At 35.6% G+C, this 20081-nt stretch carries 18 protein-coding genes, 1 tRNA gene and 1 pseudogene; 9 read left to right on the top strand and 11 right to left on the bottom strand.

Annotated elements, in window-relative coordinates:
• Window positions 1-62 precede the first annotated feature (62 nt).
• A complete protein-coding gene (locus F944_RS08160) occupies window positions 63-293 on the bottom strand; it encodes a helix-turn-helix transcriptional regulator (protein ID WP_004989227.1) in 231 nt (76 codons plus the stop codon).
• A gap of 582 nt (window positions 294-875) precedes the next feature.
• Between F944_RS08160 and F944_RS16760 the strand changes: the two are divergent.
• Window positions 876-1028 (top strand): annotated as a pseudogene (locus tag F944_RS16760) (type I restriction-modification system subunit M N-terminal domain-containing protein); the annotation flags it as partial.
• Window positions 1029-1193: 165 nt separating this feature from the next.
• Here F944_RS16760 and F944_RS08165 read toward each other — a convergent pair.
• The gene (locus tag F944_RS08165) at window positions 1194-4121 is read right to left on the bottom strand and encodes a type I restriction endonuclease (RefSeq protein ID WP_004989229.1); all 2928 of its coding nucleotides are present in this window, start codon (window positions 4119-4121) and stop codon (window positions 1194-1196) included.
• 426 nt (window positions 4122-4547) lie between these two features.
• Between F944_RS08165 and F944_RS17280 the strand changes: the two genes are divergently transcribed.
• Entirely contained in the window at window positions 4548-4652 is a 105-nt protein-coding gene (locus F944_RS17280) for a hypothetical protein (protein WP_244489480.1), read from the top strand.
• 226 nt (window positions 4653-4878) lie between these two features.
• On the opposite strand, the gene F944_RS08170 is transcribed toward F944_RS17280, so the two are convergent.
• On the bottom strand, window positions 4879-5235 hold the full coding sequence (locus F944_RS08170) for a hypothetical protein (protein WP_004989231.1): 357 nt from the start codon (window positions 5233-5235) through the stop codon (window positions 4879-4881).
• 252 nt (window positions 5236-5487) lie between these two features.
• Window positions 5488-5564 (bottom strand) — tRNA-Ile (locus F944_RS08175).
• Window positions 5565-6031: 467 nt separating this feature from the next.
• On the opposite strand from F944_RS08175, the gene F944_RS08180 reads away from it, so the two are divergent.
• Both F944_RS08180 and F944_RS08185 read left to right on the top strand, forming a co-directional pair.
• On the top strand, window positions 6032-6562 hold the full coding sequence (locus tag F944_RS08180) for a ferritin-like domain-containing protein (protein WP_004989233.1): 531 nt from the start codon (window positions 6032-6034) through the stop codon (window positions 6560-6562).
• A 356-nt stretch (window positions 6563-6918) separates the two neighbouring features.
• Entirely contained in the window at window positions 6919-9087 is a 2169-nt protein-coding gene (locus F944_RS08185; protein WP_004989235.1) for a TonB-dependent siderophore receptor, read from the top strand.
• A 156-nt stretch (window positions 9088-9243) separates the two neighbouring features.
• Here F944_RS08185 and F944_RS17085 read toward each other — a convergent pair whose 3' ends face one another.
• On the bottom strand, window positions 9244-9405 hold the full coding sequence (locus F944_RS17085; RefSeq protein ID WP_004989236.1) for a hypothetical protein: 162 nt from the start codon (window positions 9403-9405) through the stop codon (window positions 9244-9246).
• 376 nt (window positions 9406-9781) lie between these two features.
• Here F944_RS17085 and F944_RS08190 point away from each other — a divergent pair, with 376 nt between their 5' ends.
• Both F944_RS08190 and F944_RS08195 read left to right on the top strand, forming a co-directional pair.
• Window positions 9782-10342: a 1-acyl-sn-glycerol-3-phosphate acyltransferase gene (locus F944_RS08190; protein ID WP_004989238.1), complete on the top strand. Its 561-nt coding sequence runs from the start codon at window positions 9782-9784 to the stop codon at window positions 10340-10342.
• A gap of 111 nt (window positions 10343-10453) precedes the next feature.
• Complete coding sequence (locus F944_RS08195; protein WP_004989240.1) at window positions 10454-11203, top strand: YebC/PmpR family DNA-binding transcriptional regulator; 750 nt, start codon at window positions 10454-10456, stop codon at window positions 11201-11203.
• 36 nt (window positions 11204-11239) lie between these two features.
• On the opposite strand, the gene F944_RS08200 is transcribed toward F944_RS08195, so the two are convergent.
• Complete coding sequence (locus F944_RS08200; protein WP_004989241.1) at window positions 11240-11710, bottom strand: Lrp/AsnC family transcriptional regulator; 471 nt, start codon at window positions 11708-11710, stop codon at window positions 11240-11242.
• Window positions 11711-12430: 720 nt separating this feature from the next.
• Between F944_RS08200 and F944_RS08205 the strand changes: the two genes are divergently transcribed.
• The gene (locus tag F944_RS08205) at window positions 12431-13873 is read left to right on the top strand and encodes a DcaP family trimeric outer membrane transporter (protein WP_004989243.1); all 1443 of its coding nucleotides are present in this window, start codon (window positions 12431-12433) and stop codon (window positions 13871-13873) included.
• A 114-nt stretch (window positions 13874-13987) separates the two neighbouring features.
• Here the strand turns inward: F944_RS08205 and F944_RS08210 are convergent, their stop codons facing one another.
• From F944_RS08210 to F944_RS08225, 4 genes are all read right to left on the bottom strand, one after another.
• Window positions 13988-14731, bottom strand: coding sequence for an amino acid ABC transporter ATP-binding protein (locus F944_RS08210; protein WP_004989245.1), 744 nt, complete (start codon window positions 14729-14731; stop codon window positions 13988-13990).
• Between the two features lie 13 nt (window positions 14732-14744).
• The gene (locus F944_RS08215; RefSeq protein ID WP_004989246.1) at window positions 14745-15422 is read right to left on the bottom strand and encodes an amino acid ABC transporter permease; all 678 of its coding nucleotides are present in this window, start codon (window positions 15420-15422) and stop codon (window positions 14745-14747) included.
• Between the two features lies 1 nt (window position 15423).
• A complete protein-coding gene (locus tag F944_RS08220) occupies window positions 15424-16266 on the bottom strand; it encodes an amino acid ABC transporter permease (RefSeq protein WP_004989247.1) in 843 nt (280 codons plus the stop codon).
• Between the two features lie 103 nt (window positions 16267-16369).
• The gene (locus F944_RS08225) at window positions 16370-17263 is read right to left on the bottom strand and encodes an amino acid ABC transporter substrate-binding protein (protein WP_004989248.1); all 894 of its coding nucleotides are present in this window, start codon (window positions 17261-17263) and stop codon (window positions 16370-16372) included.
• 744 nt (window positions 17264-18007) lie between these two features.
• On the opposite strand from F944_RS08225, the gene F944_RS08230 reads away from it, so the two are divergent.
• Together F944_RS08230 and argF are read left to right on the top strand one after the other, a co-directional pair.
• The gene (locus tag F944_RS08230) at window positions 18008-18640 is read left to right on the top strand and encodes a TetR/AcrR family transcriptional regulator (protein WP_004989249.1); all 633 of its coding nucleotides are present in this window, start codon (window positions 18008-18010) and stop codon (window positions 18638-18640) included.
• 102 nt (window positions 18641-18742) lie between these two features.
• A complete protein-coding gene (argF, locus tag F944_RS08235) occupies window positions 18743-19648 on the top strand; it encodes an ornithine carbamoyltransferase (protein ID WP_004989252.1) in 906 nt (301 codons plus the stop codon).
• A 72-nt stretch (window positions 19649-19720) separates the two neighbouring features.
• On the opposite strand, the gene F944_RS08240 is transcribed toward argF, so the two are convergent.
• Window positions 19721-20080, bottom strand: a complete 360-nt coding sequence (locus tag F944_RS08240; RefSeq protein ID WP_004989254.1) for a YnfA family protein — start codon at window positions 20078-20080, stop codon at window positions 19721-19723.
• Between the last annotated feature and the right edge of the window lies 1 nt (window position 20081).

The following is a 20081-nucleotide window of genomic DNA, read 5'->3' on the forward strand; positions in this document are numbered from 1 at the left end:
TTTTTACTCCCCCTCCAAAATCTATACTGTAGAAAATACAATCAGTTCGTACAATAACAGAATCACTTACGCTGATTTTCTAGCTCATCGCTGATGTACTTGATTCCTTGCTTAGGATCACTCCCTAGTGCATGGCAATAATATAGGTACTCAATAATATCCAATACATATTCACCCTGCTCAATATCATTGACATATGAGCTAGGTTTGTTCAGCTTATTGGATAATTCTAGTTTCGAAATTCCTTTAGATTTTCTTTCTTTTTTGAGCCATTGCTGCAAAATTTGGGTCATTCTGAGTCGCTCCCAATAAGGGCAAAGCTCAAAATATAGGGCTGTAGCGAACAAAGATTATGGGAAACTGGGACGTTGCTTGGTACCAAATAAATTATCTTCATGATCATTCCTAGTTATAAAGATCATGAAAATAATATGTAGCCGAGCTATTTTTTCATTTCGGATTAATCCAATATCGATGAGTACTCATAAACCTTGACTTACTCTTTTTGTTGTACATCATATCCATTCGACTGTATTCATCTTTGCTAATACCAGCTAAAGCCTGTCTGAGCATAAACATAAAGGGGGGAACTTGTTAGTTATATGAATTATTATATAAGAAAACTCCCCCTGTTTTTTGGTCTTTACCCCTTATAGAGTAATGCTTTCACCTATTTTTTCTCTACAGATTTTTTACCCCCTTCAAACTCCCACTATAAAGATTCCCAACTAGACGTATGGCTTATCTGCTTTATCAATCAAGCTATAAATAGCGACAGTTAATATCTTGATAATTCAGCAACTTGTAGCATTTTGACTAGACCGTCTATTATAATTATTCAATAAAATGATGATTTATTAGAATTCACAAACATTATGGCTCATACTCCAAAGCAAATAAAACAAGAACCAATTGAGGTTGTACTTTGGAAGTCAGCGGATAGGCTTAGAAAGAATATTGATGCTGCTAAATATAAATATGTCTTACTTGGTTTGATTTTCCTCAAATACATCAGTAATTCATTTGAATGAACGCAATAGAAAATCAGTCGATAGTCAAGGTTAGTTTCCAGAAGCAGATATAGTACATACTTTTCTAGACCATAGAAATACCCTAATCAACGTATCATTACATTCATATATAGCAATGAAATTATAAACGCCAACTTTTTAATATTTAAAAATAAATCAGAATTATTCATGAGCTTGAGTAAGGGCTAAACAACGCCTTACTTGATATTTCCCATTATCATTCAATCTTATCTCTGCCTCAAAATCTAGACCATTTGTTAAGTAATCATAAAAATTGCTAGGAAATGCTGTTTTATGAAAAAAAGCTTCATTTGAAGTTGTACCAATAAAAGCAAAACCATATCCTCGTTCTGGTTTATATATTTTTATCGAACACTTCTCTACTTGTAGGTTATTAATACTATCAACAAATCCATCAATAGTTTTTATATGCAATCCTCGATCACTTCTACCTATACTGCAATAAATGTCATCACCACTATAAACACAATCAACTTGGTTAGAATCCAATCTACTAAATTTTAAAGAAAACTCATCATTAATTTCTGGTATAGAAATAACACCATAATCTTTTTCTTGATCATAGTTCCTAACTCTCCCTACTAATCTTTTACCAATAAAATTAGAATAATTATCCTGAATAGGCCTACAACTATTTCTATCTATACTAAAAGATATTATGTCTTTAGTTAATTCCCTTTGGCATTCAAATTGATCTTTATCATGCACTTCTACAAGATATTTTTTATCTTCGTAAATTAAATATTCGGCAAACTTCCTACGAATATAAGATGTTTTATCAGAGAAAAACTTATCAGATTTATAATAACTACGAATATCAGATGCAACTTCTGGATCACTTATACCTGTGGTTATTGCCATTTGATAGAAATAAACAGGGTTTTTTGTTGATAATTCATAATGTGCTAGCCCTTTATAAGTAATTGCCAACTTCTGCGAATCACTTAAAACACTTGTTGAAGGATCATATGGTTCAACTAACCTCATCATAACCAAATCTTTCAAACAGAGTTCAATATCAATAGAATCGACTCCTAATGCTTCGAAATAATTAGTAAATGATTGGACAGTTAAATGACGTTCCTCAACATCTCGTCCATTAAATTTTTTAACTCTCAGTAAAGCTAATATTCTTAAATTCAGTAATGGAGAATGTGATCTAGTTGAATTAACTTTGAAAGTTGAAATTACACCAAAATCCTCTCCTGTGCTTGACTTATAAGCTTCATAATCCCCCCTAAGTAAAGCATCTATAAATTTTGTATAATTAATAGGTTCAGTTGTTACAAAGCTCGTAATAAGATCTTCAATTTTCATTACAGGAGAAGTTATAATTCTTTTTGAAAGATTCATAATGGAACGAATATTGTAGTTCGTAAGCTCTCCTAAGGTTTTAGCAGTAAAATTATTTTCTACAAATACATCTTCAAGTACTTTAGCAAAATTAGAAATATCATTTAATGCTATACGGATTCCCTTACTAGATAAGTATTCTTTACGTTCACTAATATCTGCTTTTATTAATTTTTTATTAAGATATTCAATTCGCTTTCTAAACACTTCTCTTGGAGCTGGAGTTGGAAGAAAGAAAGATCTAGATTGATGTATTGTGAAAATATCTGTTTTTGAAAAGCTCCATGCTGACTTATCAGTAACTGGAAACATTAACATGCATAGCTTTACTTTACGTCTGTAAGCATTACACAATTGGAATACTTGAATCTTAAATTCCAACGTAAATTCATCTGTATTATCTACAATAACTATAGGTAGTTTCCTACGGTTATGAATCGAAAAATGCAGTAGTTTTTCTAAATAACCCTCCCTATTTTCTTGGACTTCTTTTTCTAAAAAGCTTGCAAATTTCTCATCAAATAAACTTTTATCATTCTCATATATCTTCTTCAAATACCCTGAAGACATTCTTCTATAATCAGAAAAATACATACCTTTTAAGTCGTTATAAACTGGAAAATTCTCTATAAAAAGTTTTTGTTCTAATGCAGATATAATACTTTCTCTCATCCAACTAATTACATTAACTTCATCACCTGAAGCATCCAAACAATTAATATTAATAGTCAAACATTCTTCACGTGTACTTTTTGGAAGTATCTTAGAAAAGAATCTATCTATATAGGTAGTTTTACCTGAACCAGTAGGGCCTACAATAAAAACAGATAAATCTGAATCTGCAGGTATTTGAGCTTCTACATTACCTTGAATTAAACTACTTAATTCACTTTCTAAATGACTCTGATCTTGAGGTAAATTATTTAAAACACTCTGAGTAATTTTTTCCAAAGAATAATCAGCAATTTGACTTTCATTTGACTCAACAAAGCATTCTTTCATTATTTCTGAGTTTTCATCACCAATTAATTGGGTAAAAAAACCATTAAAGATTTTTTCCAGATCAAATGAAATTGGAGATTTTTGAAGGATATTAATTTCATGTGTTTCAAGAGCAGCCACTAAAGGTAAAGTTAATTGCTCACGATTATTATGCACTTGGTCAAAAAGTGTATTATAAGTCTTATTATTAAAATGCTCATATGAGAGAAGCTCATAAAAAACACTAAATGAATTTTCTATAGCTTCTAATGATGAAAAAACGAATGCTTCCTTTTCTCTATACCCCCCCTTGACCCATGTTTTGAATATTATCCAAGTAATACCATCAGTTAGTACTGTAATAGGAATCCCTGCTTCACTGGCATATGAATGAGCTTGTTTTATACCTTCAGTTGACGGTTTTAAAACTGAACCTGAGATTTTTAAAGTTCGGTATTTATCTGTTATTGCAGACTCTACCCCCAAAATTCCTATACGTTTAGCTTCAACAACTAAAGACGGCTCACCATTTATTTTTAATATATAATCCGAAAACCCATTTTCATGGTTATTTTCACAAGAGAACTGGGTAAATGACCAACCTAAGCATTCATGGAAAATTCTATTAATAATTTTAACTTTTGCATCTTCTTCACTTACAATTGTCTGGATATCTTCTCTAACTTCTTTTATCAATGACTTTAATTTTTCTTCGCCAACATCAATACTTACCATGTAGCACCTTACAATTTTTTATATTCCACTTATTTATTGATAATAAATAATTTCTTAGATTCAGATGTCAAATTTACATACATTGGAATTTATCCATTAAAAGATACTGTAAATATATATATGAACCCACTATCTAGTACATCATCATACTAAAAAAAAACTTTTTGATATAGACAATTCTCTAAAGAGAATTAAAAAAGTCCTCGACCTTTACCTTTAGAACGAAAGGGTCAAGTCCTGTTTTCCCACGATTCCCACAATCATATCATTTCGCTACTGAAATATTTATCTGAGTACGAATATTCTTTTTTAATCTGCAGTAGCTGAAATGAAAGTCCAAAAGAACACATGCATAAAGATATACTTTAAGATCCCGTTGCGGTAATTACTGAAACTATTCGCCAAAATGTAACCTTAGATTGGAAAATTAAAGAAGCAGTTCGTGCAAAGTTAAGTGTAATGGTGAATCGGCTACTAAAAAATATGGATACACACCTGATACAGCATTATTGGCAACTGAAACTATTATAGAACAGGCTATACAATTAGCAAATGAACCAGCTCAAATGTCAGATTTAGAAGAAGCTTAACAATCAAATGGTCTATCAGATTTTGAATCTGATGGATCATCAAATAGCCTGTTGGTCCTAAGCCTTTGACTTATTTTACATACTAAAAAGCTCTAAACCCATGGATTAGAAGGTGAAATACTTAGTAGACCCTTCTTTGTTATCTGAAGACCAGAAACAAATTCATATCAAATTATTTTTACTAGCCCTAAATCAACCAAAACTGCTGTAACAAATCCAGCATTATTTCTATCACCAAGAAATGGTAATAATTCTGCTACAGTGTCAGCAATACTATTTAGTTGTAAAATCGCCAAAACATCCGTTAAGTTAAAGCTATTTGCAACTGTACCTACTACATTCACATAAGAACTTTTACGCTTTTTTGCAACAATATTTTCAATATATAATGATAAGCCACTGTCATCCTTCGTTATTTTATATAATAACTTTCCTGAGGATTTTCTAATTTTACGGCATTTGTAATCAACTCCAAATTGTAAATTTTCAGGAAGAACTTTTCCAGTCACAACATATCGTGCCATTTTTTAATCAACTTAAATGTTTTAAAAGTGGAAGAATGCTACATATTTACTATCTTTTCAAGTACATAGTTAATATTAATAGTTTATCTTCAAAAGTTTCGATTACAACAAATTGACTAAAGTAATGGAACCAATTTGGACCATCGGATTTTTGAACTAATGGACCATCAAATAGACCGTTGGTCTAAACTGTTTTTCTTATTTTTTCCATTGAAAAACCCTCTAAACTCATGGTTTAGAGGGTTCGATATATGGTGGGCCCACCGTGACTTGAACACGGGACCAATGGATTATGAGTCCACTGCTCTAACCGACTGAGCTATAGGCCCAAATAATGTAAAATATTGAATAATCAATGATTTTAAGCGAATCAGATATTATCTAAGTTGATCATTAAATACAAGTGCTTTTTAATTTATAAAACTATAAAGCACCTAGATTTTACCCGAGTGATTCTATCCGATATGGATCATTATAGTAAAGTTAAGATACTGATTTTTTGATCATTAAAGATTCAACTAGAACCATGCGATAGCCTTATAAACATATGATATTTACATTCACTCATCATCCCAATCGATAAATAAAATAATAATTATTATCAAGTACTTGTGTTTCGTTTTTTTACAAATATGCAGCTATATTCTGCTATTTATTTATTCGATCTTCTATAAGAATGTAAAAAGAAATAATGAAATACAGAATTTCTGATTGAGCTTTTAAATAAATACACCCTAATTTATCCCATCAAAATATATTTATATATATTAAATTCAAAAAGTTGAGGAACAAACCCATGTCAAATGTAGAATTTACAGATATTGCTACTTTACGTCAAAGAGCACGTCAACATGTTGAAGAAGGTGCTGTAACAGAAGGTTATTCAGCAGATCGCGAAGAAATTCTGAAATTACTCAATGAAGCACTCGCAACTGAACTGATTTGCGTTTTACGCTATAAACGCCATTATTTTATGGCTCAAGGCGTCAAAGCCTCGGTTGCTGCTTCTGAGTTTTTAGAGCATGCAAATCAGGAAGCCACACATGCGGACAATCTGGCAGAGCGAATTGTACAGCTCGGTGGTGAACCCAACTTTAATCCAAGAGGTTTGGAAGAACGTTCACATGCCGAATACGTGGAAGGTAAAACTCTTAAAGAAATGGTGACTGAAGATCTGGTTGCTGAACGTATTGCAATCGACTCTTACCGTGAAATCATTCAATATATTGGCGATAAAGATCCAACTACACGCCGTATTTTGGAAGATATTTTAGCTCAGGAAGAAGAACATGCCGATGATATGGCTGATATTTTAAGTGATCTTTGACAGAAAAGCTTATTGAATGATCTCAGTTTAACTAAAATATAGACTTCGTCATTGGCTACGCCAAAGCACGTCAGCATTTTATTTGATAGGTCGTGCTTTGGTTTTTCATATAGAAATGCTATACATCGGTGAATATTTATAAAATCTATATGCTGATCATTGTTAATTTAGTTTATCAATATATTAAAAATAGCTACCACAAAAATTTTATCTTGTTGATTTAATAAAATATAACATCAGAACTAAATTTTATTTTTCAACAAAAACAAGAATAATCAATAAGATACGTACTTGAATACGCTTGATAAATACAGATAATAAGAATCACTCTTAACTAATCTTTTTGAACCATTTAAATGCGCAAACATGCTCTCAGTTCAGCGATCTCATTCATTTTATTTTCTGGGCTATCAACATCATTAATGGCAACGACAAATAATACGCCTGTAGATGACGCTCACTCAAATGTACTCCCGATTATTTCTTTAAAAGCAAATGCAAAAGATGCTCAAACTGTAGCGACTCATGCGAATTCGGCCTTAAAGTCAGATACTCCATTTTTTGAGACTGCACAATCTGTAAGCGTAATCACACGTGAGCAATTAGATCAAAAACAGGCGACGACTCTTGCTGATGCAATCAATGGTGTCGCAGGTGTGAGCGCAGGTTATCTTGGTCGCCGCGGTTGGGATGATTTCTTTATTCGAGGTCAAAACTCATCTGATCAAATTTTTATTGATGGTCTAAAACAAAGTCAATCCACATCTGAAGGTGTCGCTGTGGAACTTTCGGGCATGGATCAGATTCAAATTATTAAAGGTCCTGCCTCTGTAAATTTTGGTTTGGTACAACCCGGCGGTATGGTGAATTTAGTCACTAAGCGTCCGCAAGCACAAACTTTTGCTCATACTTCATTAACTTACGGAAGTTATGATTTCAAACAAGCAAATTTTGACATGAACTATGCGCCAAATCAAACAGAAAAAGGTGCTTTTCGTCTGACAGGTCGTATTGCCGATCAGGATGATCCAACGGATTACGTCTATTTTAAAAATTTCTATATCTCCCCTTCATATCACTTTGATTTAGGAGATAAAGCTGATTTATCGGTGATCGCAAGCTATCAGCATCGCAAATATATGCGTCAACAAGGCATCCCTGTCATTGGAACATTAAAATATAATCCAAATGGCCCAATCGACCGTGATTTATATATTGGTGAACCCGAATTTGGAGGTTATGAGGGAGATGTTTATCGTACCGGATGGACGTATAACTACAATTTTGATAATGGCTGGAAGTTTACTCAAAATGCCGCTATCCAAAAATTACAATCGACTGGCCGAGTTGTTTTTACTCAAACAGGCTCCTCATTTTGGGCGGCAAACACGCCTGCCTATACAACGTTAAATCGTAGCAATAATGGTCGTTATCAAACTCACGATATTACCACCTATTCGATTGATAATAGTATTCAACGCAGTTTTAATTTATTAAACATGGTTCATCATCTGAATATTGGTATAGATGCCATGCAGACCAAAGATGATTATGTCAATGATCGATATACCACGGGTAATCTTAATATATATCAACCTATTTATAGCCAGACCGTAAGCTATGTCAAGAACAATAGTACTCAAGATATTAATCGTTTACGTTATACAGGCTTGTATATGCGGGATCGCATCAACCTTACTGATAAAATCATTTTAACTTTGGCGGGTCGTCAAGACTGGGCTCAAGCTTCTACTCAAAATGTCTCTAAAAATGGTATTGCCAATAAATTAGAGCAAATCCCGAATTCTGATCAAAAATTTACGGGTAATGCTGGTTTGCTCTATAACATAAACGACATGATTGCTCCATATGCCAGCTATGCCACTTCATTTTTACCCAATACTCGAACGGATGTATCAGGTAATATTCTTGCCCCAGAAACAGGAAAGCAGCTTGAGTTCGGTCTAAAGTTACAAAGTCTGGATCAACGTATTCAGGGCAGTATTGCCCTATACGATTTACGTCGCCAAAATGTCGCCACGATAGATCCTAATAATTCAGGCGCTTATGTTTTAAATGGTGAACAGCAAACACGTGGTATAGAAGCGGAAATTAATGCTTATTTATTAGATCGTTTGAAACTATCCGCAAGTTATAGCCATCTTTTTGATGCTAAAATTACAAAAGATACCGTTCTGAGTAATATTGGCTTAAGTCTGAATAATGTTCCGCAGAATACCTATAGCCTGTCCTCTCGCTATTACCTGACCGCAAATGATTTAGGTTGGTATCTAGGTGGCGCTATTCGTGGTGAAAGCTCAAAGTCATATAGTGGTCTGGATGTACACATTCCATCGTATATACTTTACGATGCAGAAACTGGTTATGAAGCAGTATATTGGGGAGCGCAACTGTCTATCAAAAATTTATTTGATAAAGATTATTATGCAGGATTGCTCAATAGCAATATGGTTACGCTTGGAAACCCTCGACAAATTAATTTTACGGTGAAATTTAAATATTAAAGTCTTGAATTCAACGTTCTAATTATTCAGATTTTATTATTTCGACTTTATATTTTAAGGTGCTACATACACCTTATTTATTTTTTTTTAACGATTAAAAAAGGCGCATATATGCGCCATTTTTCCTTGTAACCATAGAATATGAATTAGGATATTCTAACGTTGCTGTTGATTAGATTGCTTTTGCTGGTCTTTTTGCTGATTTGGGTTTTGCTGTTCTTGCTGACGTTGTTTGTCAGACTGTTGGTTATGCTGAGGTTGCTTAGACGGATTCGACTGTTGATCTTGTGACTGACCTTGTTGACGTTGATTAGACATAACAATGTTCCTCTTTTTCCTTTTTAAATCACCTTAGTCATTTAGAACTTAGCCATTTAAAATTAAGCTCAAACCTAAGATGTCCATTCATGCTAGACCATAAGTTATGGTTTACAATAATTCGGTATGTAAGATTATTTAATCTTATGTAAGATCAAAAATATAATTTTTTTTTGTCTTTTTTTTAAACAAGAATAGTTTAGCTTCTATTTCCACATTTCAATGAGAAAATAACTCACCTAATGTCACGGATCCTTACTTAAACTTACGCCTTAGTTTTCCTAAAATTTTATACAAGCGTATAAAAATATCTTTTTACTTCTTGTTTTTTCATTAAAGCTGCCTAAACTATGCCGATCTTTAGAGGATGTTCATCATGAAAAAGCAACTTGCTAAGTCTATTTTCAAACTTTCTGGCTGGTCATATCACATCGAACCCAATATTTTGGAAAACAAACAAGTGCTTATTGGCTTTGAGCACACCTCTAATATGGATGCCGTACTATCACTGGCACTGTTTGAGATTTTGGATATTAAAATTCATACGCTGATTAAAAAAGAGCTTTTTAAAGGGCCGTTGAAACCCCTATTAGAAAAAATAGGAGGGATTCCCGTTGATCGTAAAGCCAGTAAAGATATCGTCTCACAAATGGTTGAGTTATTTGAAACGCATGAAAGCTTCAATCTGGTGATTGCTCCAGAAGGAACCCGTGCAAAAAATGGCGAAGCACGTAAACCTATTCGTACAGGTTTTTGGCATATTGCAAAAGCAGCCAATGTTCCAATCGTGATGATGTATGCCAATGCGAAAACCAAACAAGGTGGCATTTTAGGCAAAATTTATCCTTCCGATCTCAATCAGGATTTGCAAACCATCCAACGACTTTATAAAGAAAAAGTTGGGTTAGATGTATGTATTCCAGAATCGAAACAATAACGTTTGTTGATTTTTCAAAAGCCAACCTCTTCCTCCTAAAAATAGGCTTATGGTAGAATCTGCACAATTTGATCGGGTACTCTCCCCCATCCTTAAGGAGCATATTGCAACATGGCAGGTCATTCCAAATGGGCAAACACCAAGCATCGTAAAGCAAAACAAGATGCCAGCCGTGCTAAAGTTTTTACCAAATATATTCGTGAAATTGTCACCGCAGCAAAATTGGGTGGCGCTGAGGCAGCAAGTAACCCGCGTTTACGTGCTGTAGTTGAAAAAGCATTGTCGGTAAATATGACCCGCGATGCCATTAATCGTGCGATTCAGCGCGGTGCTGGCGGTGAAGATAATGATGATCTCAACGAAGTCACCTATGAAGGATATGGCGTCGGCGGTGTTGCAGTTTTAGTTGAAACCATGACGGATAACCTGAATCGTACTGTACCTGATGTTCGCCATTGCTTTAGCAAAACCAATGGAAACTTAGGCACGAATGGTTCAGTGTCTTATCTATTTACCAAGCGTGGTGAAATCAGCTTTGAAGATGTGTCGTTAGAAGACAAAATCATGGAAGTGGCACTCGAAGCTGGTGCAGATGATATTGAAATTGAAGAAGACGGTATTTTAGTCATTACTTCGCCTGAAAGCTTTGGTGATGTGCAAGATGCATTGACAGCAGCAGGTTTAAAATCTGACAATGCCGAAGTAGTAATGAGTCCATCGACCAAAGCAGAAATTACGGATATCGAGCAAGCAAAACAGATCTTGAAAATGATTGATATGCTTGAAGATCTGGATGATGTTCAAAACGTCTATACCAATGTTGAATTTTCAGACGATGTATTAGCACAACTTGATGCTTAATATGACCTAAAAAGAACGCGCTTGATGCGCGTTTTTTTATACTTTATTTAAAAGCTTATAGCAGTTAAATACATTATATTCCTTAATCACGAAACTTGAATGAAGTGCCACGACATTGTCAATTTTTCCAATTCTACGCAGCAAAATATCACTATAATCATCCATATTTCGGGCAACCAATTCTAAAATAAAATCAGCACTCTGCCCTGTTACCAAAAATGCATTGGTAACTTCTGGAATATCTTCAATTTCAGTTAAAAATTTATCAAAGGTTTCGGTGTCATGTTTACTTAAAGAAACTTGTAGCAAGATATGCAAAGTAAACCCAAGCTTCGCAAAATTAATATCACGCTTTAGACTACTCATGATATTGGTTTCTATTAAATGCTTGATACGTCGATGTACCGAACTGACTGAAAGACTGATCCGCTCAGAAAGTTCATTTAGATTGACATCTTCATGGGTTAATATTTCAAGAATTTGTTTGTCAAAACGATCGAGTTCCATCGTTACTCCACAAGCTTAATCGTGATATTTGAGTGTATTGGAACTTTTATAATGCTTGAATTTTTACAGGGTCAAGGGAAAACATCTGTTTACTTGTGACGACTCTTTCACCGATAAGTGAATTCATCTTGCAATTAACTTGTGGTCAATCCTGTCAAAGCTGAGTCGAGACCTTTTGGGCTAGATCTGCGTATCTCCCAATCCGCAGACCACTCTTCTCAATCCCCATCACACCCTGATCTATAAAGTACCAATATCTGTACGAGATTATTTCCCTAAAATAAGAAAAAACCAAGCTAAATCTAAATTATTTTTCATTAAAAATAAATTTTATGTAATTTATTTCCAAATTATGATAATTAATTGATTATAAATATCAGCTTACCGCCTATAATTAATAAAATTTACTTTAAAAACCAAGAGAGAAAGAGCGATCGACTTCTAAAGGAATATTTAGATAATTGCAATAAATTGGAACATGCATGATTTATTTTAGGACTTTTTAATATCGATTATTCTGAATAAAAAATTTAGAGTTTTCAAAGATTACATATAGTTATCTTGTTTAATTCTTTTTCTTCATATTGACTATTTTTTTGGATGTTTTTCAACCAAACACAAAAGACTCATTAGTCTGTCTTAATTATTGGCATTATTCTTGTTAGTAAGAACACGAAGCTTTTTTTGATTTCAGCTTTTACTATTATCCTTGGAGTTATCGTGATCAAACTTAATAAATTAGTACTCTGTATGAGTACATTAGGACTCTCTACAATCTCACTTCCAACATTTGCAGCAGCAAGTGAACAACAAGAAATTCAACAATTACGTGCAGAAGTCGCAGAACTTCGCGCATTAATTCAACAACAGGCGGCAACTCAGAAACAAATCGTGGCAGAGCAAAAAGCACGTCCAGTGGTTGTGGCTTCTGCACCTGCGGTGGTCGTGGCACAAGCTCCTGCCGCACCTGCGCCTGCTAATACAAAACCAGGTTGGTTCACTCTACCAGATGGTCAAACTCAGGTTAAACTTTATGGTAGCGTCCGTGCAGATGCGACTTATGACTTTAAAGGTACCAATGCGGATACCACCAATATCAATAACCCAACCAACAAAGTTCCTTTAAACTCTGCCAATGCGACCGAAGATGCACTGAATGTGACTGCGGCAACGACTCGTTTTGGATTGGATTTCTCTCGTCCAAGTGATATTGGTGAGATTACTGGTAAAATTGAAGCCGACTTTATGGGCTCGTCTGGCACAAACGGAACGGGATCATTACGTGTTCGTCATGCCTATGTTAATGTTGGAAAATGGTTGGCAGGTCAAACCACTTCTCCATTTGTAAACGTTGATACCGCACCTGAAACAGTCGACTTCAATGGCCCAATGGGCTATGGATCAACACGTACCGTTCAGGTTCGTTATACTCAGCCAATTGATGCCAATCAAAAACTGTTACTGGCATTAGAAGGCGGTGATGTGGATAACATTACCACAGGCAATACCACAGTGAATGCAAATGGTGTCACCTCAAGTGGTGGTAACCGTTTTCCTGCATTCACTGCACGTTATGATTTTAAAACGGCTGATAATAAATTCTTAGTTCAAGCACATGCACTTTTGCATGAAAATCGTATCTCAAGCAATGACAGTAACGACGAAGAGAAACTGGGCTGGGGGATTGGTTTAGGCGCAAAATATAAAATTACCGATGTAGATACCGTATTTGCTAACTACTATCATGTTAAGGGTGATAACCGTTATTTACTTTATGGCAACCCTGCTTATGTTGCTTCAAGCAATACTGATGGTAGCTTGAATATTTCAGAAAGTGAGTTTAACTCTGGCCTGATTGGATATTCACGTACATGGAGTCCAAAACTGAGATCAACGATTGCTGCGGGCGGTATTTGGTATAAAGACGACAATGGCTACGCTGATTTTGCTTCACGTGCAGCAACTACGGCAGCAACCCGTGATGGCTTGAATAAAACGTTGTATAACATCATCGTCAATTCATTCTATAGTCCAACCAAAGCGATTGATTTGGGTGTGGAATATACCTATGGTCAACGTAAGATTTTTGAACAGCTTGATCCAAATAAATCAGACGATGGTGATTATTCACGTCTAAACTTGATGGCTAAATATAACTTCTAGGTTTTTTGCGATTTAGAAAACCACAGATATATTCTGTGGTTTTTTATTACAAATCTTTATATTTAAGCAATAAAAAAGAGCCGATATCTCGGCTCTCCTTTCAACTACATAGACTTAATGCATCATCTGGATCTTGTCTAAAAATAATTTGGCACGATCATGACGTGCATGTAAATTACCGAAAAATTCGCTAGTCGCACAATCTTCCAGAATTTTACCTTCATCCATAAAAATGACGCGATTCGATACACGTTTGGCAAAGCCCATTTCATGCGTTACACACATCATAGTCATGCCTTCGTTTGCAAGCTGCATCATGACTTCTAAAACTTCACCGACCATCTCAGGGTCAAGCGCAGATGTAGGCTCATCAAACAACATACAAATCGGATCCATCGAAAGACCACGCGCAATCGCGACACGTTGCTGCTGACCACCAGACAACTGTCCTGGAAATTTGTCTTTGTGAGCCAGTAAACCGACCCGTTCCAGATACTTGATTCCCTTTTCACGTGCTTCAACGGATGAACGCTTGAGCACCTTAACTTGAGCCACAGTTAAATTCTCAAGCACTGTCATGTGGGGAAAGAGTTCAAAATGCTGGAAGACCATTCCGACTTTGGAACGAAATTTGGCAAGATTAGTTTTAGGATCGCGTAATGACACGCCATCTACCAAAATATTACCTTCCTGAATCGGTTCCAATGCATTAACTGTTTTAATCAATGTCGATTTTCCAGAACCTGAAGGCCCACAAACCACAACCACTTCACCTTTTTCAATACTGGTAGTGCAATCTGTTAAAACCTGAAAATCACCATACCATTTAGAGATATGTTGGATGTCTATCATTGGCATTTAAAATCTCCAATTAGCGAATGATGGCAATTTTCTGCTGTAATCGTTTCACGAGTTGCGAAAGCAAGAACGAACTACAGAAATAAACCAGTGCTACAATAAAATAAAAAGTTGCTTTAGTTTCAGGCCCATAGGTATTCGCCAGTGTATCGGCACGACCTAAAAAGTCAGGTGCGCTGATGACATAAACCAGTGAAATATCCTGAAATAAAATAATCGTTTGTGTCAAAAGTACAGGTAACATATTGCGAAAAGCCTGTGGTAACACCACATATTTCATGGATTGACCGTAGGTAAAACCCAATGCATAACCTGCATTCACCTGACCTTTAGAGACAGACTGGATACCCGAACGCACAATTTCTGAAAAGAATGCAGCTTCAAAAATCGCAAACGTTACCACACTGGAAAAAAGTGGGCCCCAGTAGGTATCTGATTGGAAGGCAAACACTTTTGGCAACAGAAAATAGAAGATAAAAATGACCTGAATCAGTGGAATGCCACGAAAAACATCCACATAAAACTTGGCAAAATTACGTGCCACAAAGTTATTGGATAAACGCATCATTGCCAAAGGTGTACCAATCAGGATGCCGCCAATCATCGATAGGACTGTCACCGTCAGGGTAAAAATAAAACCTTCTTTTAATGCATGAATCACATCAGGATTTTGTAATAAACTAAAGTCCATATTACTTCCCTCCTGAACCTAAACCAGGCACAGCCATTCTTTTTTCAATCCATGCCATCACAAATTTAATGCCATAGGTAATGATGAGATAAACAGGTGTAGATAAAATGAGAATCACAATATCCTGAGAAGTCTCTTCACGCATGGTTTTGGTATAAGCAAAGAAGTTCAATACACTTAAGGCATACAGCACCGCTGAGTTCTTAAATACATTCATGGCTTCAGATGTAATTGTTGGCCAAACGATACGATATGCAACAGGTAAAACTACATAGCGATAGCTTTGTCCTGTGGTAAAACCCAGCGCAGACGCCGCATATTTTTGACCACGTGAGACTGTGCTAATACCTGCACGAACATGTTCAGAAACTCGCGCGGCCGTATAAAGTCCCAACGCAAAAACACCAATAACAGCAGGATGCGTGTTTAAAATATTTTTCCACCAACCTCCCGCAACGATATCTCCACTGCCTGAACTCAAACTATCTGGTAAAAACTCAGGAAATACAAAAGCCCAGAAGAAAAGCTGTACGATTAAAGGAATATTACGAAAAATCTCAACATAGCAATTCCCAATAAATGCTAAAGGCTTATTAGGTAAAGTTCGAATAATGCCGAGTAATGAGCCCAAGAAAAATGCAATCAAAAATGCAGCAAATGATGTCCAAACCATGGTAAATACGCCTGAACCTAACATTTGAAGCCATGTAGGTGCATCGGCGTAAGGAGAATAACTTGCGCTACCTAATGCTTTACAGACAGACTCAGCCCACGCAGCTTTATCCAGTCCATATTCATTCGATTCAGCACAAAATGCAGTCCAGTTTAATGAGCCAACTGACATAGCTGCCCCTTTTATTAAAGTTCAAAAAAGCACAGCTCATGCAGCTAAATTCACTACATGAGCCAACAATTAACCTACCCTTATTTAGAGTTAAAAGTCAGTGCTAAATACCTGCATCTGTAGGATTCGCTTTTAATTTTTTGAACGACTGACTTTGTGGCATGTTCAGATTGGTATTTTTAGGAGGAATCGCAGATTGGAACCATTTTTTATACAAAGCATCCATCTGACCAGATTTCCACATTCCTTTTACGGTACGATCGGCCACCGCCTTAAATTTTGGATCATCTTTTGCAATCATGATGCCATAAGGTTCAGAAGATAGAACTGGCCCTACAATGGCAAACTCTTTTGGATTCGAAGACTTGGCAATAAGTCCTGCAAGAATATTATCATCCATGACAAATGCTGCTGCACGGCCAGAAGCCATCATTGCAAAGGAGTCCGCATGATCTTTACCATAAATGTTTTGCACATTAATTTTTTGACCACGCTCATTCATTTTGATGTATTTATCAGAGGTTGTACCCTGAGTCGTTACCACTGCTTTACCGTTTAAATCAGCAAGACTCTTAATGCCTGAATTAGCTTTAACCGCCATTCGCACTTCTGTTGCATAATAGTTAGTCGAAAAACCAACCTGCTCTTGACGTTGTTTCGAGTTAGTCGTCGTTCCACATTCCATATCAATATTGCCTGATAAAAGTTCAGGAATACGGGTAGATGAAGTAACCGCCTTATACTCTACTTTAAGATTTGGCATCTTAAGATCTTTCTTGATTTCATTGGCAAAGTTATTACAAATATCTACTGCATAACCGACTGGTTTACCGCCAACAACATAAGAAATTGGATCGGAAGATTCACGATGTCCAATCACAATTTTTCCACTTTTTTGAATTTTTGCCAAAGTATCGGCAGCCTGAACCTGTGTTGCTCCTCCGACTGTAAAAACCATAAGTGCTGATACAAGTAATGAGGTTGCTGAATGTTTCATAAAAACTCCTTGATTATAAGTTCTCCTCCTTTGGTATCTATTTGTATTATTCAACGATACTAAAGGATGAGCCTGTTTTTCCTAGTTGCAATTATCAAGCCAACTTTTAATTATTACTTATTATCGATTGATAATAGCTCTTTTTATACGCTTTTGAAAAAAAATGAAAAGGTTAAAAAATTCCTTTTTTGTTATACTTTAGTTTTAGTTATGGTTGTTTTTAGCTTAAGTGTCTTTTTTTTAAACAGTTTATTTAAATCATCTTAAAAAAATACGTCTCAATTGTGCACAAATTTAAAAAAATGCAACATCAATGAGCATTTCAACACAAAAACCAACATCACTGACATCTCTGGAGCAATTTCATCGCCTATAAAATTACGCTACATTTTTGTCAAATTTTAAAAGCACCTATTGTTTAATTCTTTTTATCAATCATCCTTACCTGAATTGTGCGTTTAGAAATATAGACTTTTAATAAACAACTCCATGGCACGTTGACTCTGCATGCTCTCTTTTGTGAAAAGCGCTCTTGAAAACTGAAGATGAATACCATTTATAGATTATGAGCTGATGATCATCACAATATCGTTGATTTATTCATATTTGAAACCATATAGATAGAGTCTCTCACTGCACTGTAAACCGTCTTTACAGTCAGCATTGAGTTTTTTTGCTATACTGTTTTTTTGAATATTTGATGTCTTAAATATTCAATTTATTATGTAGAGAACTAACTTCCTTATGATTCCAAATGCCTGTTGCGAACTTCCACAAACCAAACGAGGTCACGAACGACGTTTGGCACTTTTGCTCAGTGCAACGGAGCTTTTTTTGGAACGTGGTTACGATGCGGTATCTCTGGATGATATTGTCCATCATGCAGGTGTTTCAAAAGCGTCTATTTATAAATATTTTGGTAGTAAAGAAGGTCTTTTTAAGGCCATTTGTGACTACAGACGTGAACTTTTTTTTAAAAATATATGTGTGGCGTTTAATAGTCATGAGGATTTGAGAAGTTATCTCATCCAGACTTTAATTGGGTTTTATCAGAAAATTACCTGTGTAGAAAATGCAGCCTTTATGCGTCTTGTCATTGAACGCTCGCAAAGTGATCCAGAGTTGGCTTTGTATCTTCATGAAAGAGGCCCTGAATACGTTCAAAAAACAATAGCTTGTGCTTTGGCACAAGCGACTCAACAAGGCAAAATCAACTGTTCGCAACCGCTTCATTCTGCAATTATGTATTTTGGTATTTTACGTAATATTGAATGGAAAGTGACGATGGGCGTTCCCATGAAAATTGATGATCAGGAAATTTTGGATCATATCGAATATTGCGTTGATGTTTTTTTAAACGGTCATAGAATCAGCTAATTTCTTTGCATTTTCAATCACGTGTAGTATAGTATTCGATTCTTTTTTCGTTCATTTATCAGCAACTAATTGTTGTTTAACAACAATTATTGTGGAGTAACCATGGCTCTACGGCATTTCTTAACTTTACGTGACTTATCTTCTTCAGAACTTCAACGCATTTTAGCTCGTGCAAGTGAACTAAAACGCTTACAGCATGAGAAACAGATATTTCAGCCTTTTGTTGGTAAAGTTCTAGGAATGATTTTTGAGAAATCAAGTACACGTACCCGTATTTCTTTTGAGGCTGGAATTAATCAATTTGGTGGCAGTGCAATTTTTCTTTCACCACGTGATACCCAATTAGGTCGCGGTGAACCGATTGAAGATTCTGCCCGTGTTATTTCAAGCATGCTTGATATTGTCATGATCCGTACTTTTGGGCATGAAATTGTTGAACAATTTGCTTCGTACTCTAAAGTGCCCGTGATTAATGGCTTAACCGATGATCACCATCCTTGTCAGCTTTTAGCTGATCTACAAACCTATCAAGAACATCGTGGCAGTATTGAAGGTAAAACTGTGGCATGGATTGGTGATGGTAATAATATGTGTAATTCATATATTGAAGCTGCACATATGATGGGCTTTAAACTGAAAATTGCTTCACCTAAAGGCTATGAACCAAAACCTGAATTTTTGTCTGAATTTGCACATTGTGTTGAAGTTTTTGACAATGCAGAAGATGCAGCCGTCAATGCAGATTTGATTGTGACCGATGTTTGGGCAAGTATGGGACAAGAAGAAGAACAAAAGCTACGCGAACAGGCTTTTGCAAACTTTCAAGTCAATGAAAAACTCATGGATATAGCACATCCAGATTGCTTATTTATGCATTGTTTACCCGCGCATCGTGGCGAAGAAATCTCTGAACATATGCTAGATCATAAAAATTCTGTGGTTTGGGATGAAGCTGAAAATCGCCTACATGCGCAAAAGGCATTGATGGAATTCTTGCTAAACGAATAATCAAAATAAGATGTTTGATGTAAAAAAACGCTGTTTTAAAACAGCGTTTTTTATGTTTAAAATTAAAAGCAATTATCGGATCAAACCTTGCGGCTGCAAAATAATTAAACTCGCACCAATTAAAACCACGATGCCACCCAACAAATCCCAGCGTGTTAATGCAACCTGATCAACAAAACGCAACCACATCAGCGCTGTGAAAATATAGATCCCGCCATAAGCAGCATAAATGCGTCCTGAAGCAGTTGGATGCAAGGTTAAAAGCCATACAAATAATGCAAGGCTAGCTATGGTAGGAATCCATAACCATGTACTTTTCCCCTCTTTTAAAATTAAGTAGGGAAAATAGCAGCCCAATATTTCAGCAATAGCAGTGATTAAAAATAACCCGAATACACTGAGTATTCGGGTGATTGAGAAATCTTCTAGCATC

Origin of the sequence: Acinetobacter ursingii DSM 16037 = CIP 107286 (genome assembly GCF_000368825.1) — a bacterium.
Classification (GTDB): domain Bacteria; phylum Pseudomonadota; class Gammaproteobacteria; order Pseudomonadales; family Moraxellaceae; genus Acinetobacter; species Acinetobacter ursingii.

Excerpts from the sequence above, each read along its gene's own strand:
- F944_RS08160 (WP_004989227.1), bottom strand. The coding sequence starts at position 293 with ATGACCCAAATTTTGCAGCAATGGCTCAAAAAAGAAAGAAAATCTAAA.
- F944_RS08165 (WP_004989229.1), bottom strand. The coding sequence starts at position 4,121 with ATGGTAAGTATTGATGTTGGCGAAGAAAAATTAAAGTCATTGATAAAA.
- F944_RS08170 (WP_004989231.1), bottom strand. The coding sequence starts at position 5,235 with ATGGCACGATATGTTGTGACTGGAAAAGTTCTTCCTGAAAATTTACAA.
- F944_RS08180 (WP_004989233.1), top strand. The coding sequence starts at position 6,032 with ATGTCAAATGTAGAATTTACAGATATTGCTACTTTACGTCAAAGAGCA.
- F944_RS08185 (WP_004989235.1), top strand. The coding sequence starts at position 6,919 with ATGCGCAAACATGCTCTCAGTTCAGCGATCTCATTCATTTTATTTTCT.
- F944_RS17085 (WP_004989236.1), bottom strand. The coding sequence starts at position 9,405 with ATGTCTAATCAACGTCAACAAGGTCAGTCACAAGATCAACAGTCGAAT.
- F944_RS08190 (WP_004989238.1), top strand. The coding sequence starts at position 9,782 with ATGAAAAAGCAACTTGCTAAGTCTATTTTCAAACTTTCTGGCTGGTCA.
- F944_RS08195 (WP_004989240.1), top strand. The coding sequence starts at position 10,454 with ATGGCAGGTCATTCCAAATGGGCAAACACCAAGCATCGTAAAGCAAAA.
- F944_RS08200 (WP_004989241.1), bottom strand. The coding sequence starts at position 11,710 with ATGGAACTCGATCGTTTTGACAAACAAATTCTTGAAATATTAACCCAT.
- F944_RS08210 (WP_004989245.1), bottom strand. The coding sequence starts at position 14,731 with ATGCCAATGATAGACATCCAACATATCTCTAAATGGTATGGTGATTTT.
- F944_RS08215 (WP_004989246.1), bottom strand. The coding sequence starts at position 15,422 with ATGGACTTTAGTTTATTACAAAATCCTGATGTGATTCATGCATTAAAA.
- F944_RS08220 (WP_004989247.1), bottom strand. The coding sequence starts at position 16,266 with ATGTCAGTTGGCTCATTAAACTGGACTGCATTTTGTGCTGAATCGAAT.
- F944_RS08225 (WP_004989248.1), bottom strand. The coding sequence starts at position 17,263 with ATGAAACATTCAGCAACCTCATTACTTGTATCAGCACTTATGGTTTTT.
- F944_RS08230 (WP_004989249.1), top strand. The coding sequence starts at position 18,008 with ATGATTCCAAATGCCTGTTGCGAACTTCCACAAACCAAACGAGGTCAC.
- argF (WP_004989252.1), top strand. The coding sequence starts at position 18,743 with ATGGCTCTACGGCATTTCTTAACTTTACGTGACTTATCTTCTTCAGAA.
- F944_RS08240 (WP_004989254.1), bottom strand. The coding sequence starts at position 20,080 with ATGCTAGAAGATTTCTCAATCACCCGAATACTCAGTGTATTCGGGTTA.